This is a genomic window from Mesorhizobium sp. LjNodule214 (assembly GCF_964252735.1).
Classification (GTDB): domain Bacteria; phylum Pseudomonadota; class Alphaproteobacteria; order Rhizobiales; family Rhizobiaceae; genus Mesorhizobium.
Genome location: NZ_CAXUPE020000002.1, coordinates 2321715 through 2338546, shown reverse-complemented (window position 1 = coordinate 2338546; position 16832 = coordinate 2321715). Strand labels below are relative to the sequence as shown.

12 protein-coding genes are annotated in these 16832 nt (G+C 58.4%); all 12 read left to right on the top strand.

Features of this window, described 5'->3' with window-relative positions:
• A partial coding sequence (locus ACSQ3Z_RS25010) for a calcium-binding protein (RefSeq protein WP_436173901.1) occupies positions 1-790 on the top strand: 790 nt, incomplete at its 5' end.
• 18 nt (positions 791-808) lie between these two features.
• Complete coding sequence (locus ACSQ3Z_RS25005) at positions 809-2563, top strand: type I secretion system permease/ATPase (protein ID WP_436173900.1); 1755 nt, start codon at positions 809-811, stop codon at positions 2561-2563.
• Positions 2563-3873 carry an HlyD family type I secretion periplasmic adaptor subunit gene (locus ACSQ3Z_RS25000; RefSeq protein WP_436173899.1) on the top strand — a complete coding sequence of 437 codons (1311 nt, stop codon included), beginning with the start codon at positions 2563-2565 and terminating at the stop codon, positions 3871-3873. Before ACSQ3Z_RS25005 ends, ACSQ3Z_RS25000 begins: the two co-directional genes overlap by 1 nt.
• Before the next feature lie 325 nt (positions 3874-4198).
• Positions 4199-4921, top strand: a complete 723-nt coding sequence (locus ACSQ3Z_RS24995) for a LuxR family transcriptional regulator (RefSeq protein WP_436173898.1) — start codon at positions 4199-4201, stop codon at positions 4919-4921.
• A gap of 82 nt (positions 4922-5003) precedes the next feature.
• Complete coding sequence (locus tag ACSQ3Z_RS24990; RefSeq protein WP_436173897.1) at positions 5004-5660, top strand: acyl-homoserine-lactone synthase; 657 nt, start codon at positions 5004-5006, stop codon at positions 5658-5660.
• A gap of 204 nt (positions 5661-5864) precedes the next feature.
• The gene (locus ACSQ3Z_RS24985) at positions 5865-6407 is read left to right on the top strand and encodes a hypothetical protein (RefSeq protein ID WP_436173896.1); all 543 of its coding nucleotides are present in this window, start codon (positions 5865-5867) and stop codon (positions 6405-6407) included.
• Between the two features lie 106 nt (positions 6408-6513).
• Entirely contained in the window at positions 6514-7746 is a 1233-nt protein-coding gene (locus tag ACSQ3Z_RS24980) for a PASTA domain-containing protein (protein WP_436173895.1), read from the top strand.
• 185 nt (positions 7747-7931) lie between these two features.
• Positions 7932-8720: a hypothetical protein gene (locus ACSQ3Z_RS24975; RefSeq protein WP_436173894.1), complete on the top strand. Its 789-nt coding sequence runs from the start codon at positions 7932-7934 to the stop codon at positions 8718-8720.
• Positions 8721-8735: 15 nt separating this feature from the next.
• Positions 8736-9935 carry an N-acetylmuramidase domain-containing protein gene (locus ACSQ3Z_RS24970; protein WP_436173893.1) on the top strand — a complete coding sequence of 400 codons (1200 nt, stop codon included), beginning with the start codon at positions 8736-8738 and terminating at the stop codon, positions 9933-9935.
• A 43-nt stretch (positions 9936-9978) separates the two neighbouring features.
• Positions 9979-10773, top strand: coding sequence for a M15 family metallopeptidase (locus ACSQ3Z_RS24965; RefSeq protein ID WP_436173892.1), 795 nt, complete (start codon positions 9979-9981; stop codon positions 10771-10773).
• 47 nt (positions 10774-10820) lie between these two features.
• Positions 10821-11711, top strand: a complete 891-nt coding sequence (locus ACSQ3Z_RS24960; RefSeq protein WP_436173891.1) for a hypothetical protein — start codon at positions 10821-10823, stop codon at positions 11709-11711.
• 1809 nt (positions 11712-13520) lie between these two features.
• Entirely contained in the window at positions 13521-16643 is a 3123-nt protein-coding gene (locus ACSQ3Z_RS24955) for a P-loop NTPase fold protein (protein WP_436173890.1), read from the top strand.
• Positions 16644-16832: the final 189 nt, after the last annotated feature.

The window sequence follows — 16832 nt, the reverse complement described above, 5'->3', positions numbered from 1 at the left end:
CGTCGGCGGCAGTGGCAACGACACACTCAACGGGGGTAGCGCAAAAGAGGCGATATATGGATTTGATGGAGACGACACGCTCAACGCCAATGCCGGCAACGACACTCTGACCGGCGGCGCTGGTACCGATGCGCTGAATGGCGGTTCCGGCAACGACACCTATGTGTTCAATTCGAGTGACGGCTCCGACACGGTCTACGACACAGGCGGCACCGACACGATCCAGCTCGGCGCCGGGCTGACCGCAGCTAATGTGATCTTCAACGTCTCCACCTCCGGCAACGACCTGCTGATCAGCGATGGTGTCAGCGGCGACCAGATCAAGCTGGTGAACCAATACGTTGGCACCAGCTACCAGATCGAGACACTGATCTATGGCGACGGCACCACCATCAGCCTGACCAGTGGTCTGCCGATCGTCGGCGGCACCGGCAACGACACCCTCAACGGGGGTAGCGCAAAAGAGGCGATATATGGATTTGATGGAAACGACACACTCAATGGCGGTGCCGGCAACGACACGCTAGTCGGCGGGGCGGGCAACGATACCTTCATCTTCCGGTCCGGTTTTGGGCTGGACGCTGTCGCGGATTTCACTGCCGGATCGGGATCCGACGACGTCATCGAGATTGCGAATGATGTGTTCGCTGACTTCGCTTCAGTGCTTGCCGCAGCGACCCAGGTCGGCACCGACACGGTGATCACGCACGACTCCAGCAACGTGCTGACCCTGAAGAACGTGGCCCTGGCGAACCTCCATCAGGACGACTTCCAGTTCATCGCCGCCTGAGTCTGATCCGGAACTGTAGTGAACGCGTGGCCTCAACTCCATCCATCCGAACCGCCGCGAACAACACTTGCGGCGGTTCTGGCTTCCTTCCGGCGAGCCTTCACCGGAATTGCGCTGATGAGCGGCGTCGTTAATGTTTTGGCGCTGACCGGCTCGTTCTTCATGCTGCAGGTCTATGACCGCGTCATACCCGGCCGCAGTGTGCCGACGCTTGTCGGCCTTGCCGTGTTTGCCGCCACGCTTTTCATCTTCCAGGGCGTGCTCGAGCTGATCCGGTCGCGGCTGCTCGTGCGCATCGGCATGGCGCTCGATGCGCGACTGAGCGGGCAGGTCTATGCCGCCCTGATGCGCTTGCCATTGCGCACCAAGCTCGCCGGCGATGGCCTGCAATCGTTGCGGGATCTCGACCAGGTGCGATCCTTTCTGTCGAGTGCCGGGCCGACTGCGCTGTTCGACCTGCCCTGGATGCCGCTCTATCTCGCCATCTGCTTCCTGTTCCATTTCTGGATCGGCATGACGGCACTGGCCGGCGCGGTTATTCTCTTTGGCCTGACACTGCTTGCCGAAGCGCGCACGCGGGAGCCCGCGAAGAGGGCCAACAGCCAGGCGGCAGCGCGCAACACGCTTGCGGAAGCGACGCGACGCAATGTCGAGGTCCTGCAAGCGATGGGCTTTGGCTCGCGCATTGCCGAGCGTTGGTCAGGCGTCAATGCCGACTACCTCAGCACCAACGCGAAGGCCAGCGATCTGGCGGGCACGCTGGGAACGATCTCGAAGATCCTGCGCATGATGCTGCAATCGGGCATATTGGCAATCGGCGCCTATCTCGTCATCCACCAGGAGGCGACAGGCGGCATCATGATTGCCAGCTCGATCATGATGGGTCGGGCGCTGGCGCCGATCGAGCTCGCCATCGCCCATTGGAAGAGCTTTGTCACTGCCCGCCAGGCTTGGGCACGGCTGAGCCAGCTTCTGGCTCTGCTGCCGGAAGCCTCGACAAGCGTCGCACTGCCGGCGCCGAGATCGGCCCTTTCGGTCGAAGCCATCAGCGTCGCGCCGCCCGGCGAGCGCCGCGTGGTCGTGCAGGATGCTGGCTTCGCGCTGGAGAAGGGCGCCGGCCTCGGCATCATCGGACCAAGCGCCTCGGGAAAATCCTCGCTGGTCCGAGCAATCGCCGGCATCTGGCTACCGGTGCGCGGAACCGTCAGGCTGGACGGCGCAACGCTCGACCAGTGGTCGCCCGAAGAGCTCGGCAAGCATGTCGGCTACCTGCCGCAGGACGTCCAGTTGTTCGACGGCACCATTGCCGAAAACATAGCGCGCTTCGAGCCGCAGGCACCCTCGGACAAGATACTGGCGGCGGCGCGCGCCGCCGGCGTGCACGATCTCGTCGTCCACCTGCCGGAAGGTTACGAAACGCGGATCGGCGAGGCGGGGTCGGCACTCTCGGCCGGACAGAGGCAAAGGGTGGCGCTGGCCAGGGCTCTCTATGGCGACCCGTTCCTCGTCATCCTCGACGAGCCCAACTCCAATCTCGATTCCGAAGGCGAAGCCGCGCTGACGGTGGCGATCCAGGGCGTGCGCGAAAGAGGCGGCATTGCCGTCGTCGTGGCGCATCGGCCAAGCGCGCTGGCAAGCCTCGATCAGGTGCTCGTCATGGCCAACGGCCGCGTCCAGGCCTTTGGTCCCAAGAATGAGGTGCTAAACAAGGTGACCCGTCCAGGCGGCGTTCCGCTGAAAGTTGTTTCCGGCCCCGAAGAGGTGGCGCCCTGATGGCGGAACGCGCTGCATCCGTGATTGACCGAACCATTCGCCGCTATCTGCTTGGCGGCGTCGCTGCCTGCATCCTGCTTGTGGGCGGGGCCGGAAGCCTTGCCGCCGTCACCGAGCTTTCCGGGGCCGTCATCGCCTCGGGAAAGCTGGTCGTCGATTCCAACGTCAAGAAGGTGCAGCATCCGACGGGCGGTGTGGTCGGTCAGATCTTCGTCAGGGAGGGCGATGCCGTGCAGTCGGGGCAAATCCTGATCCATCTCGATGAGACGGTCACCCGGGCCAATCTGGCCATCGTCACCAAGAGCCTCGATGAATTCGATGCCCGCCTGGCGCGCCTCGAAGCCGAGCGCGACGGCGCCGACGTCATCACCTTTCCACCGTCACTCCTGTCGCGGCAGGGCGATCCCGAGACCGGCCGCGGGATGGCCGGCGAGCAATCCTTGTTCGAGTTTCGCAGGCAGGCGCGCGCCGGCCAGAAGGCCCAGCTGGCGGAGCGTATCGTTCAGCTTGCTGAAGAGGTCTCGGGCCTGACCGAGCAGAGGGACGCCAAGAGCCAGGAAATCAAGTTGATTGGATTTGAGCTTGAGGGCATGCGCAAACTCTGGGAGCGCAAGCTGGTCTCGATCGATCGCATAACGGCGCTCGAGCGCGATGCCGTGCGGCTGGAGGGTGAGCACGGGCAGCTGACAGCGTCGATCGCGCAGTCGAAGGGCCACACGTCCGAAATCCGCCTGCAGATCATTCAGGTCGACCAGGACCTGCGCAGCGAGGTCGCGACCGAGCTGCGCGATGTCCAGGCAAAGATCTCCGAGCTTGTCGAGCGCAAGGTGTCGGCGGAGGACCAACTCAAGCGCATAGACATACGCAGCCCGCAGACCGGCGTGGTTCATCAGCTTTCCGTGCACACGGTCGGTGGTGTTATCTCACCTGGAGAGCTGATCATGCTCATCGTGCCGGTGGCAGACGAGCTGACCGCCGAGGCCCGGGTGGCTCCGCAGGACATCGATCAACTGACGCCAGGGCAGGGCGCAGCATTGCGACTGTCGGCCTTCAACCAGCGCACGACGCCTGAACTCAACGGAACCGTCGGCAAGATTTCCGCCGACCTCAGCATCGACGAGCGAAGCGGCGCCGGCTTCTACACCGTGCACGTCGTTTTGCCGCGCAATGAACTCACCAGGCTCAAAGGATTGACGCTTGCGCCCGGGATGCCGGTCGAGGTGTTCTTTTCGACCAGCCGCCGCACGATGCTTTCCTATTTGGTGAAACCCCTGGCCGATCAGATCGAGCGCGCGTTCAGGGAAGAGTAGGAAACAGCTTCCACGACTCTAAGGTGCAAGGGCATTCGGTAGAACAGGATGCGCCTACCGCGGACTACCACCTCGTACGTGGCTTGCTTCCCAGTGTGCTGGTCGTGGGCGGCGGCCGGAGCAGCAGTGAGACACTTGCTGCTAAGATGCACCTTGCTAGCGCAAAGACAAACCTCCAGGTCGACGTCGTTACCGACTGCTCGGATAGCCACCAAGATGATGAGTGCCAGACCTTATTTGTTCAAATTCATTTTAATGAAGTGGATATTCGCCCCTCCTAAAATGAGCTATACTCTCTCGTTGCATAGGGGCAGGGGTCTCTGGCATGATTGATTCAGACGTGTTCGACTTTGTCGAACGCTGCAGGAAGCACACGACAACCGGGCCGCTCCTGAGCGACCTTCTAGAGACTGTGAGAAACCTTGGTTTCGAACATCTAATTTTGAGCGGTGTTCCCCTCGGGGGCCAAAAGCTCGCCCCAATGGTGGAGTTGAACGGTTGGCCTGCGGGCTGGTTCGAACGCTATGTCGAAGCCGAGTATGCTGCGGTTGACGGTGTTTGCATCTATTCTGCGAAGACCTTGAAGCCGTTTCTTTGGGCTGACGTACCAGCAAAATGGTCTAACACCGAAGGTTCGCGACGAGTTGCCGGCGAAGCAACGGAGTTTGGCATCTGCAGCGGCTTCGCCGTACCCATGCTTAGCGTCCATCATTGGCAATCCGTGCTGTCGTTTGCGTCTTCCGCCAGGTCGTGCACTCTGTCGCCGCGACAGCAAGTGCAGTTGGTGACGATGGCGGTATACGCCGGCATGTCGATCCAGGCTTTGTCGAATGACGAAGACGGCGATGAAGGTCCGCTGACGGATCGGGAAAAGGAAGTGCTTTTGTGGGCGGCGGCTGGCAAAACCTCGTCGGAAACGTCTCAGATTCTCGGCCTGACCGAACGGACTGTCAAATGGCATTCCACACGAGCTCGGGAAGCCTTTGGCGTCGCGACAACCACGCAGGCGGTTGTTGAAGCGGTGCGCAGGCGCTTAATCCATCCCTGAGCGTGTCAACTGTTCGATCGGACAGGTGACGTATATTAGCGCGACTGCGACTGTCCCTCTAAGAAGCGATGGGGGTCGCGCTATGATAGAAGCCCATGTCGTCAATGCGCTGAACAAACATCTTTATGAAAGCGAATTCGACGAATTCCTGCGCCGGCGTCACGACTTTTTCGTGCATCAGAAGCATTGGCGGCCGGAAAGTCCCGACGGCCGAGAGGTAGATCAGTTCGATACGGACGCCGCGACCTACCTGCTGGGCATCGAGGATGGCCGGGTAATAACCTCCGCCAGGTTGATCCCGACCAGCGAGCCGCACATGGTCTCCGAAGTCTTTCCTCACATGTGTGAAAAATCAGGTGTCCCGAGGAGGCCGGATTGGGCGGAATGGACACGCACTTTCGTTGTCCCCGACAAACGCTCGACCGGTTTGCGGGGCACGCTCACGCAACTCTGCTGCGCGGTGATGGAGTACGCCCTCGACGAAGGCCTTAGCGCGGTAGGTGGCATCCAGGAAACTTACTTCATGCCCCATCACGGCGCACTCAAATGGCGAGCCGAGCCTTTGGGCATGGCCAGAGAAGAAAACGGTGAGTGGTACATCGTTGCCTACATTGACGTGAGTGAGCGGGCTCTCGCGAGTGTCCGCAGAATCCTTGGTATCGACCATTCCCTGTTGGTTCGTCGAGGGTCGCAATTGCCGTTCATCGAAAGTGCCCACAAATTTAACAAGGTTGCCTAGAATTCCAGCTGGCCTGAACTGATGCAGGTAGTCCTGGATACATGCAGATCACGTAGAGAGGTAAGTAACAGCACTCGTTCGGCGGCATTATCGAGCAGTGGAATCAGGATAATCGAGTGCACCGATAGCGTAGGAGTTTTGACCATTAGCTGAGCTCCACCGCAAACCAAAGATAGCGGGGTATCAAGGGGAAGGGAGGAGCATATGCCAATCGTAGGAACGGGATGGGAATTACATATAATTCGACAAAATATTCAGCAAAGGCGGGGAAGAATACGCACTATTGGCGATTACCAAATTTATCACAACGGAATTCCCCAAACGAATCTCAAAGGTACTGCGGTCGAAGCGAAGGGTCCTGGCGACAATAACGTGGCAGGAAATGGCCGAAGGGTCGAGGCGGCCAGATATCCCTTGGCCACCCAAGCAGGTTCACATTATCTGACTATAGGTTATTTGATCAGCAACGATTGTGACCAGACTCCCAAACCTGGCCTGGAATTGCTCCAAACAAGAAACCGTCGGGAAATACTTGTGCATCCTGGCCACGGATTTCTGGCGAGTGTCGGTTGCATCAACCTGACTAGCGCCTTAGCGAGCGGCAATACCGACATACCGTTCGTTGACAGCCGCGATCGAGTTATTGCGGCGATCACCGACCTTCAAACGTTCGCAGGAGGTGCCTTTCCCCATCATAACGGACAACCTATCGACAACGCCTGGGTTGTTATCGACGGCGAGCCCTAAAACGTGATCGGTATTCATGGGCACGAGTGACCCAGTTGCCAGGGAAGCTAGTCGCCGTCGAAAGGTTGATCTCAATTCCAGCTTACCTTTGAGGAATTTGACCAATATGGCTGACGTGCAGGTGCCGGATGTGTCCGGCTTGACCCAAGCAGAAGCGGAAGAGCGGCTGACGAGCGCGGGGTTGGTTGTTGGCACAGTGACGACCGCGACCAATTCAACGGTGCCGTCCGGCGGGGTCAGCAAGATGAACCCCGTTGCGGGCTCGCCAGTAGCACCTGGATCGACCGTAGATCTTGAGCTGTCGGGCGGACCGGCAGCGCAGGTCGTCGTGCCGGACGTGTCCGGCTTGACCCAAGCAGAGGCGCTAACACGGCTGACGAACGCGGGGTTGGTTGTTGGCACAGTGACGACCGCGACCAATTCAACGGTACCGTCCGGCGGGGTCAGCAAGATGAATCCTGGTGCGGGTACGTCAGTTGCACCTGGATCGACCGTGGATCTGGAAGTGTCGGCCGGACCGGCAGCGCAGGTCGTCGTGCCGGACGTGTCCGGCTTGACGCGACCCGCCGCGGAATTAGCTCTGAAAGGTATCGGTCTACAAGTCGGAGCCGTCAAGAATCAACACACCGATCTGGTTCCGACCGGCGGTATCTTAGCAACAAATCCGCCTGCCGGGGCAACGGCGCCATCGGGATCGGTGGTCACGCTTGAGATATCGTCTGGACAGGAACCAAATTTTACTCAATATATACCAACTGTATTGTTTTCGATGCTTACTCTTATCGTAGTTGGTTTACTTGTGTGGGGAATATGGTCAGAAAGTTTTCTGACAAATCTTTCACGTAAAGAGTTCGCAAGGGGATTGATCACATTCCTAATAGCAGTTGCGACCGTCGGAATTGCCATGATCATCGCCATTTCGACGATTATGTTAAATGAAACGGCGGATGCAGACAAAAGATTTGACCGCGGAAAGCAAATTCTTACAATTCTAATTGGGGTATTGGGAACGATTGTTGGGTTTTACTTTGGTTCCACCCCCGATACTGAGAAGCCTCTAACTGAGCAGCGCGTATCGGCACTAAAGATGATGCTACCGCGAGGCACCGTCGGGATTCCCTATCCGACCATAACTTTAGAATCGACCGGATTAACGCCGCCACTTAAATGGTCGGTTTCTCCCGACTTGCCAGATGGCATCGTATTGGACGCTAACGCGGGGAAGATCAGTGGTACTCCAACAGTGCCCTTAGCGAGGACCCAATTCACATTTAAGGCTACAGACAGTGCTGCTCCCCAAGGCTCGTCACAGGAAATATTGGAACTGCAAATACAGTAAAGTTGCCGAGGGAGAACAAAAGGCATGATCAGCCGGATGCGGTTGCGGTACTAAAGCCGTCGCCTAGCGTATGCGGGCGCTGAGGCCTGCGGTGAGGTTTGGTTTTCTGTTCGGAGTAAATTGGTTGGCCTATACCCTCGCTGACGCGAGGCACCTTTGGGTTTCGAGTCTAGGGAATGTTTTGCATGCATTATGCTGCGTCATCTCTTGTTCTTGTTCTCTGCTTAGCGGGCTGCGCGACGCCGCCTCTTCAGGAGACAAAGGCCTTCGTAACTGCTGTGAATGCGGTAAATTCTGCGGCGGATACGCTCGTTGATGAAATCAACGTCGCTGAAAAGGCTCGATATTCGCGGCTTCACGCAAAAGATCCAGTCTTCGAGCTAAATAACGCTTACTATGTTTCAACTATCAGTGAAACGCCTGCCGCTTTGGATTACCGAAATGGCCTAACTGTACTTCAGGATTACGCAAATTTGCTGCAGAGTCTGGTTGACGGCTCCGGAATTAACGCCGTTCATACTCAGGCTGAGACGTTGGCGGCCAATATTTCGGCCATAGCCGGTGCTCCGGAAGTCGCGGTCGTCACCAAGGCTTTGCTACCCGTTCTTGATCGGATCACAGCTGCGGCCAACGTCGCGGAGGCCCGGCACATGGCAGTAGGCGGAGCAAAGGCCGTTCACGATCTTCTCGCCGCGCTCAGGGATGGCGCGCCGGCAATGTACGAATATCTGACATTGGATCTGCGTCGTACACGAGCACCTTACGAGAGACTGCAAGAATATCGTGTCGCCGTCGCGAATTACGTGGTTCTGATCGACAAGCTAGACTCAACCTTCTCGCAATTGATCGTCGCCTTCGATCGCCCCAGCAATCCCATCACATTAGCGGCACTTGTCGATGCTAGCGCCCAATTGAAGGCTAACGTGAGCGCCGCGCGACAGAGCCTCGTAGCGTTACGACGCAGCGGAATTTGATACCTCGGAGGTCACATGAGCGCACTGGCCGACACGATGAGCCGCGCCCTTGCAGCATTGCAAGAGCGCATCAACCAAACGCCAGCGCCACCCGACAAGGACGCACTGATTGCTCAATACGACGCACTGTTTGCGATCTACGAGGAGCGAGTGGATGACGATTGGACGCATGCCGCGAAAAAGGTACGCGATGCTGCGGCTGCCGTTCAGGCGGTCATAGATTCCGGCAAATCGTCACCCCTCGCAAACTTGGCGCCCGCTCTTGCGGCAGCTACGGCAAACCTGAAAGCTGCACTGGTTGGTTTGCCGTCCGCGCCTGTGGCGCTGATTCCTGCTGCTCGCGGCCCGGTCACCGCTCCTGCCCCAGGGCCGGTAGCGGCGGGGCCGGCGCCGGCGGCCATTCCCATCGCTCCGACCGGTGCAGCGATCCCGCTTACCCAAGCCGGATTGGAAAATGCCTGCCAGAAGCTCGCTGTAAAGGCAGCCGAAATCTGGGCTGTTCTGTTTACCGAAACCGATCCACCCTATTGCGGCTTTTGGGCCAATGGTTCGCCCCAAATTCTTTACGAGCAGCACATTTTCCATCGGTTGACACAAGGCAAATTCGACGTGGCCCATCCGGACATCAGCTCGCCTGATGCCGGAAACTACGGCGCCAGCGGTGCGCATCAATATGCTCGATTGAAGCAAGCGGCCGCCTTGGACGAGTCGGCGGCCTTGCAAAGCGCCAGCTGGGGTATTGCTCAAACCCTAGGCACTAACTTCAAGCGCCTCGGATTCGCCACACCACAAGTAATGGTCAAGCAGATGTTTTATTCAGAGGATGAACAACTCCTGGCCGGCGTTAAGGAGATCCTCGCCTCCGATCTCGCTGGTGCCCTCGCCGCACATGACTGGAAGTCCTTTGCCACCGGCTACAACGGTCCCGCATATTGGAAAAACAACTACGACGAGCATCTGCACAGCTGGCACGCAAAACTCGTTTCGGGTGCTTTGCCAGACCTGCGGGTCCGAACGGCTCAGGTTTACCTGATGTATCTTGGCTATGATCCCAGCACCATTGATGGAATTTGGGGCAAACGTACCCAGTCTGCGCTCAATCAATACAGGACCAAGATCGGTTTGCCAGCCTCTGACCAGCTGGACGATCCGACCATGGCCGCATTGTCCAAGGACGCTCAAGCCGCCACTGGGGCGGCAGTACCAGTTCTGTGACATTGCGGGTGCTGTCCGACCTAATGCGTAATTGGAGGAAGCAATGACCACCGGCAGCTATCTTGACAAGACGTTTGTGGTGGAAAACCCAGATGCCCGCATTCGGAGGGACGACGACTTGCACAGCTTCGTCACTTTGTCTGCCTCTGAGGCCGCATTAGCCGGCGGAAACGTCGGAGATTTCAAGCGGATACCGGTTGATACTAAAATCCGGGTGCTTGGAACCCGCATCGGCCCCAATGGAGTCGTCTATGTTCAAGCGGCGACCGACGCCAACCCTCCCACGACAATCGGTTGGACGTCATCGCGCAATCTGAGGGGCCAGTTCGTTAATGAAACTCTCGGCGAAGTCGACCCCACTGACAATGATCCAAGGGGCGCTACGGCGGCTTGGGCAAAGGGAAACTTCGTCGGGCAGAAAAAACTGGTGAATATCGTCGACAGCACGCTCGAGGTGGAACAGATTGCGCTCGAGACATTGCCGGCATATCTCAGGCTCGTTGCAGCCGCCGAACAATCCAAGGTCACAGTGGCGTTGCGGAGTGGCTTCCGAACCTATGCCGAACAAGCGTATCTGTACGAAGGTTTCAAAAATCACAAAGCAGGATTTGCAACGGCCGCGCGACCTGGATTTTCTAATCACCAGCATGGTCAGGCCTTCGACCTAAACGTCGGGGGCTTCCAAGGCAATCCTGTCTATGACTGGTTGAGTCAGAACGGCCCAAAGTTCGGGTTTATTCGTACGGTAAGCGGCGAACCCTGGCATTGGGAGTACCGCCCTGAAATGGCCGCCCAACTCGCAGCGAAAGGGAAGCACAAGCTAGCTGGCATCGTTTAACCTGCTTCTTGTTTTTTCTTACTTCGACATCTCGAGGGGCGTCCACGATGGCTGAGACAACGCAAGCAGATCCCATACCCGGACAGTCACAGAAAGAACCCAGCAGCTGCACAGGTAGGGATCCCCACTTTGCAGTGAATGACGCCTCGTTCTTTGAATACGTTGACCGGCTTAAGCGTCTTCGGAATTTTTTATATCAAGAGGCTATTCCGATGTCGACCGCAGCTTCAGAAGCGCTAGAGATGGGAAATCTACATGTGCTCTATTTTCATGCTGACGGAAGAATGCCGACAATTGAGGAGTGGAACCAAGTTGAACGGCAAACTCAACTTGTTTATAGTATATTGCCCCCAATGCTACGAAGACGATTTCTCTTGATTAAGACACCACGAAATTTAGTTATTTTGCCAGTCGCGTTTTTGAGTCTGATCATTATATCTGCAATAACGATTGTTGGTGTATTCAATTTTTCGTGGCAGGTTCTGATTTACGTAGCTTTTTTCTTGTTTTGGACAGGATCTCTCGGATCTCTCGGTGCGATAGCATCCATCGGAATGAATGCTTTGTCAGTTCAGAATGATATTACTTTTGATATAACTAATAACGCACTTCTATCACTTCGCGTGATCATTGGGGCGTTATTTGCGGTGGTTCTTATATTTCCATTTGGTTATAACGGTCTATTTAATTTTTTCTACACAATCTCCTTTCTCGTTTTTGGTCCAATACAGTCCAACACGACGCAAGGTAGTCAAACCAGCCTGGATTTAATAGGCCAAGGCGTACTTTTGCTAGCACCATTTATTCTTGGGTTCAGCACATCGACCGTAATCCTTATTTTAAATCATCTTACGGATGCCGTTCAGAGTTTGTTCGGTCACGGGCCGTCACCTTCAGTTCCCCCATTGGTTACTGCCGATGAGGGCTTAAAGTCCTAAGCATAAAGGCCGACTGCTCCCTTAATTGAATCCGAACCGCAATTAGAGTGTTGCACCCATCGATAAGGCAAGAGAGGCAGATGAGTACAAAATTTAGTTCATCGTTCTGGTCCATTCTGACGTTGCTGTCGATGCTCGACCAGGTGGCGGTTGCCCAGGAGTTGCCCGCTGATCAGGTCGACGCTATCGTACAAGCCTGCGCTCAGATCGCTGAGGTCAAGCTCAGCGATGATTTGGTAAAATCTATCCGAGACACGTATTCCGACGTAGAGACACGCAGCGACTTCAGTTTAGTAGGTCCTTTTTTGGCGCGAATGCCGCCACCAGATCGTGGCGTGGCGCTCAAGTTGTTCGATTGTCTCTCAAAAAATTTGCTACAATCGTCTAGTCTCCCCACGCCGCAACCGCAGCCGAAACCTCCGCCGCCTGTGCTTCCGCTTGTAACGTATAAAGTGTGTTCAGGCGAATACGAAAACAGGTGTCAGCAGCACGATGTTTACCTCTACTGCTATAGCGATGTTGGAGCTTGGGCAAGCGCACGCTGCAGCTCATCCAACGTAACAAGATACAATACGTACGGTGGAAATAAGTGCGGGTATTCGATGGATCTTGTCACATGCACAGGACCTAAATGAGCTTTTGGGTTTCCTCTCGGCGCAGCAAATAGAGCAGCGGCAGTGTATCCAGGTTCAGCATTAACAGACGTCGCTGCGTCTTTATGCAGCGCCCGGTATTGTTGAGTCGCCGGTGTTTCCCGCAACAACGAGCGTGCCGGATCCCTTGAGACGGATCGCCTTGCGGAAGAGCGCGACGTATGGGACTTCAAAATCGCGCCTCAGCATGAAGTTGCGATTAGAGCGAAGAGGGATTGCTGGTGAACGGCACTCGCGTGACGATTTTCACCGTAACTGCATGGCCCCAGTGGGGCAGGTGCGCTTGCGTGTGCGCGCTGTTTGCGAGGCTCCGCGGGAACGCTGTCGATGTGGTGGTTCGGGCGGCTCCTGATCTTGCCCCGCTCCTGCAATGCTTCGCCTCAACCGGGTATGCTTATCCTAATAGTGTTTGATCGGCTTCTGTGATAAGTAGTCTAAGTACTAGGCGGAGGTCACAATGACAAAGATATTTCCTCGGCCCTTTGATGACGTTTCCGAGGTTGAAAGGCGGGAACGCCTGGAGGTGCCCGCTGCGTCGAAGCAGCCGGCGCAAAACCCCTATGGGCAAAAGGCTGCCAAGAAAAACGAGCCCCGGCCGGCCGCCAAGCCGAGCGCCCAAGCCAAGCCGGCTGAGGCCGTGAGGAAAGCGTCAGTCAAGAAAGCGGCGGCCAAGCCCGCAGCGAAGCCAGCACCGCCTTTGCATGACTCACCGGACCCGGAGCTGTCGTGGAGCACACTGGAGGCGGAGGCGATGACGTGCTTCTTCGAGGGTGCTACGGTCGCCGGGTCGCCTTCCCTTGTCAATGTCGCCAACATTTGCGCACATTTCGTCACGGTTGATACTGCACAGCCGCGCCTTGTCATCGGGCTTGCCTCGGTGTTGGCGGCCTACTTGTTCGCTGGGGTCAGAGGCAAGGCGCAACTGCCTCAGGGCGACACGCCAACCTGGCTCGTCGAGTGGGCGATAGCGCGCACGGCCCGAACCGAGCTCGAAGCACGGCTCGACGCCCGCCTCAGCGGTGAGGACAAAATCATGGGCGGCCGACGCGACGGCGCCGCCTTTGCGCTCGATAACCAGACCGCGAGCGTCATCAGGACGGCCCAATCCTATCTTCCCCTCGTCAATCCTGGTCACAGGGACCCTTCGGCACGCCACATGTTCGCCGCCATGCTGAACGCACCAGGGTTCGATGCACTGCTTTCATCGGAATTGGGGAGGACGGTCACACTCGCCGAAATCGACGAGCTGCGGGCATTCTTCCTCCGGAAACTCAAGGCCAAACCCGCGTCGGACGAAAAGGCCGACAATTGGGACGCGATCGTCCTGCCGTCGGAGATCGACGCCGTCCTGGCGTTGCTCCAGATTCCGATAGAGAAGTCCGCCCACGCCATGCTTTCTCGCGCCGCCATCCGGCGCGAAACTGGCGAGGATCTCCGCCTGCGCCATGTCCTCTCGGCCCTGGTGGAAGATCAGGCTTCAGGACAGCGCTCGCCGACCTCCCCTTCGGCGATGCTGTCTCAGGCGAGGACCTTCAACCCCCAACCGATCAGCTCGGGGTCATCGGCCGACGTGCGGGTCAATCCCTCCGATCCGCTACGTCTTTCGTCCGCTGTCGAATCGCTGTTACGGCGCGGGCTCAGGACGCAGCGGGAAATCTTTCTCAATCCTGCCCTGGGAACCAAGGGGCTTGTCGCCGGCATTCTCACCACGCCGCAGGAGGAACGGACAGCCGAGTTCACGAGCCAAAACATCGATTTCGACGGCATCGATTTCGACGAGATGCAGGGGCGCTTCCGCGACGTGGTGCGCGAGCGTTTCGCGGATAATCCCGAAGAGATGCGGGAGTGGTTTCGCGCCCTCGAACTCGAAACCGCGACTCTGCCCAAACTCAACCACGACCAGCCGGGCCAGGGTCAGGCGCACGACAAGCTCGGCATCACCAACGATGCGCTCGCTATCGCCAACGTCGCCGCCGGGTCGAACACGAACCTGCCCCTGGCATTCGGCATTTTCGGCGACTGGGGCGCTGGCAAGACGTTCTTCATGCGGCTGATCCAGGATCAGATCGCCGGCTTCGTCAAATCGGAAGCCAGGAACGACGGCTTCGAGCACGCGATCGTCCAGATCGAGTTCAACGCTTGGCACTACGCCGAAACCAACCTCTGGGCGAGTCTCGTCGGCCACATCTTCGATGAGCTGGACCGCTGGATGACGCGGGAGAACCGCGATCCAACGGCCGCCGACCAGATCCTCCAGCGCCTCGCCACCTCGCGCCAGCTTACGCTCGAGGCCGCGGCCGAACTGGCCATGCGCCGCAAGGAGCACGCCAAAGCCGAGAGCAAGCTTTCCAAGGCGCAGGAGAGCCTCGCAAATGCGCAGGTCGCCGTGGCCCATGCCCCGGGCCTCGCTTGGCGCGTCGCGCTCGACGCAGTGCGGCAGGAAATCATGAAAGACGCTGAACTGGAGCAGCAGCTTGGAACTATCGGGACTGCAGCTGGCGTGCCCAAGCTGCTCGACGACAAGGCCAAGCTCGTCGCCGCCCTCGATGAGCTCAACCGCTCGGCATCCGCCGGAAACGCCATGCTCGGCGCCTTGCGGTCGACGGTGGGAAGTTCGAGCACGGTCATCCTGGCGCTTTCGGCCCTCGTCGTCGTGCCACTCCTTCTGTTTGGCCTCCACACCGTCCTCGCGGCTGTACCGGGGTGGTCTGGACTGGCCGGGGTCGGCAGCGGGTTCGAGGCACTTGGCGGACTGCTCGCAATGCTGGCAGTGCTGGCGCAGAGGTTCTCCAACAAGGCCAAATCTCTAGCGGACAAATTCGCCAATCTGAAACGGAGCGTCGACGTCCAGATCGCCTTGGCGACGCAGAAAGAACAGGACGAAGTCGTGGCGGCCGCCAGCGGCTTGGCCAAGAGTTCGGCCGAGGTCGAGAACGCCAAGACCTTGGCCCAGGCCACTGGCGATCAAGTGGTCGCCGCGCTCAAGGATTATGCGGAGGAGACCAGTGCGCTTCGCATCCGCCGTTTCGTACGGGCCCGCGCGGGCGCCGACGGCTACGGTAAGCACCTTGGGCTGGTCTCGACGATCCGCAAGGACTTCGAGCAGCTCGAGTCACTCATGCTGAACAAGGAGGCGCCTCCCCATATGGAAGAGGCACGCCTCCACTACGAGGCGCGCGTGAAGGCCTTGATCAAAGAAAACGAGCAGGCCCTTGAGGAAAGCGAAAAGACACAGCTTCTGGCAACCGCAACCAGCCCGCGTGGAATAAAGGGTCTGGAAAGCATGCGGTTCAACCGCATCGTGCTTTACATCGACGACCTCGACCGGTGCGAACCCGACAAGGTGGTCGAGATTCTCCAGGCAGTGAACATGCTGCTGAGCTTCCGGCTGTTCGTGGTGATGGTCGCGGTCGATGCGCGCTGGCTCTCGCGGTCGCTCGAAAAGCGCTATCCGGACTTCTTCGGCCGAACCGAAGTCACCGACGAGGACCCCAGGGAGCCAACGGCTGCAACGAAGGCTACCCCCAATGCGACCGGCAAGGTCGGAGGCCAGGCCAACCGAAACGAGGATGGTGCCGCCGAGCGCGCGACGGCAGCGGACTACCTCGAGAAGATATTCCAGATTCCCTATTGGGTGCCGAGCATGAACGCGAAGGCCAGCATCTCACTAGTCGGCGACCTGGTCGCTCCGGATCGGATCATCGAAAAACCAGGCCCGGTTCCGCCTGAACCGGTTCCAGCACCCCCAGACAAACGGGGACGAAAGGGGGAAGTGCCCGCCCAGCCTGCGCTACCCGAAGAGGACCGTCAAACGCGGAGCGAGGCGGCGCCAAGCCGCGCGCTCGGGCTCACCGACAACGAGATCGCGACGCTAACCGCCCTCTCGCCTTTCCTCGGCGGTTCGCCGCGGCGCGCTCGCCGCTTCGTTAATATCTATCGCGTCGCCAAGGCGAGCCTGACCCCTGCCGAGGTCAAGAAGCTGGAGGACGGCGAGCACAGGGCGCTGGCCACCCAGCTCGCCATTGCGACGGGCGCGCCGAACGCGTTTGGCACATGGATGAGCATATGCGAGCGCGCCGACGAAAAGCGCTTGACCGAGCTCGTGACCGATGAATTCGACCGCAGTAACATCGAGGGTGCGCTCAAGGCATTTCGAGCGATGCCGGGCGAGGGCACGGATGTGCTGGCGAGGCTTGCCGTCCAGGCATCGCGGGCGGCCCGCTTCAGCTTTGCCGTCCCCCGCCGGCGATCACAAGGCGAGGCATCGCGAGCAAAATAGGGACAAGATTGAGGACGAATGGCTACCCGGCCGCGAGCCCCACTGGCAGAGAAGCCTGAGTCGCCTGTCCCCCCATCTCGGTGGCGCGATGGACGTGAGACATCCAAAGGATGTCCATCATACGTTCCATATCCACAATACATCTTATTCGATTTTGACCGCTCATTTCGACGGTCAGTCTGCCGCGAA

Excerpts from the sequence above, each read along its gene's own strand:
- ACSQ3Z_RS24980 (WP_436173895.1), top strand. The coding sequence starts at position 6,514 with ATGGCTGACGTGCAGGTGCCGGATGTGTCCGGCTTGACCCAAGCAGAA.
- ACSQ3Z_RS24955 (WP_436173890.1), top strand. The coding sequence starts at position 13,521 with ATGTTCGCCGCCATGCTGAACGCACCAGGGTTCGATGCACTGCTTTCA.
- ACSQ3Z_RS24960 (WP_436173891.1), top strand. The coding sequence starts at position 10,821 with ATGGCTGAGACAACGCAAGCAGATCCCATACCCGGACAGTCACAGAAA.
- ACSQ3Z_RS24970 (WP_436173893.1), top strand. The coding sequence starts at position 8,736 with ATGAGCGCACTGGCCGACACGATGAGCCGCGCCCTTGCAGCATTGCAA.
- ACSQ3Z_RS24975 (WP_436173894.1), top strand. The coding sequence starts at position 7,932 with ATGCATTATGCTGCGTCATCTCTTGTTCTTGTTCTCTGCTTAGCGGGC.
- ACSQ3Z_RS24965 (WP_436173892.1), top strand. The coding sequence starts at position 9,979 with ATGACCACCGGCAGCTATCTTGACAAGACGTTTGTGGTGGAAAACCCA.
- ACSQ3Z_RS24985 (WP_436173896.1), top strand. The coding sequence starts at position 5,865 with ATGCCAATCGTAGGAACGGGATGGGAATTACATATAATTCGACAAAAT.
- ACSQ3Z_RS24990 (WP_436173897.1), top strand. The coding sequence starts at position 5,004 with ATGATAGAAGCCCATGTCGTCAATGCGCTGAACAAACATCTTTATGAA.
- ACSQ3Z_RS24995 (WP_436173898.1), top strand. The coding sequence starts at position 4,199 with ATGATTGATTCAGACGTGTTCGACTTTGTCGAACGCTGCAGGAAGCAC.
- ACSQ3Z_RS25000 (WP_436173899.1), top strand. The coding sequence starts at position 2,563 with ATGGCGGAACGCGCTGCATCCGTGATTGACCGAACCATTCGCCGCTAT.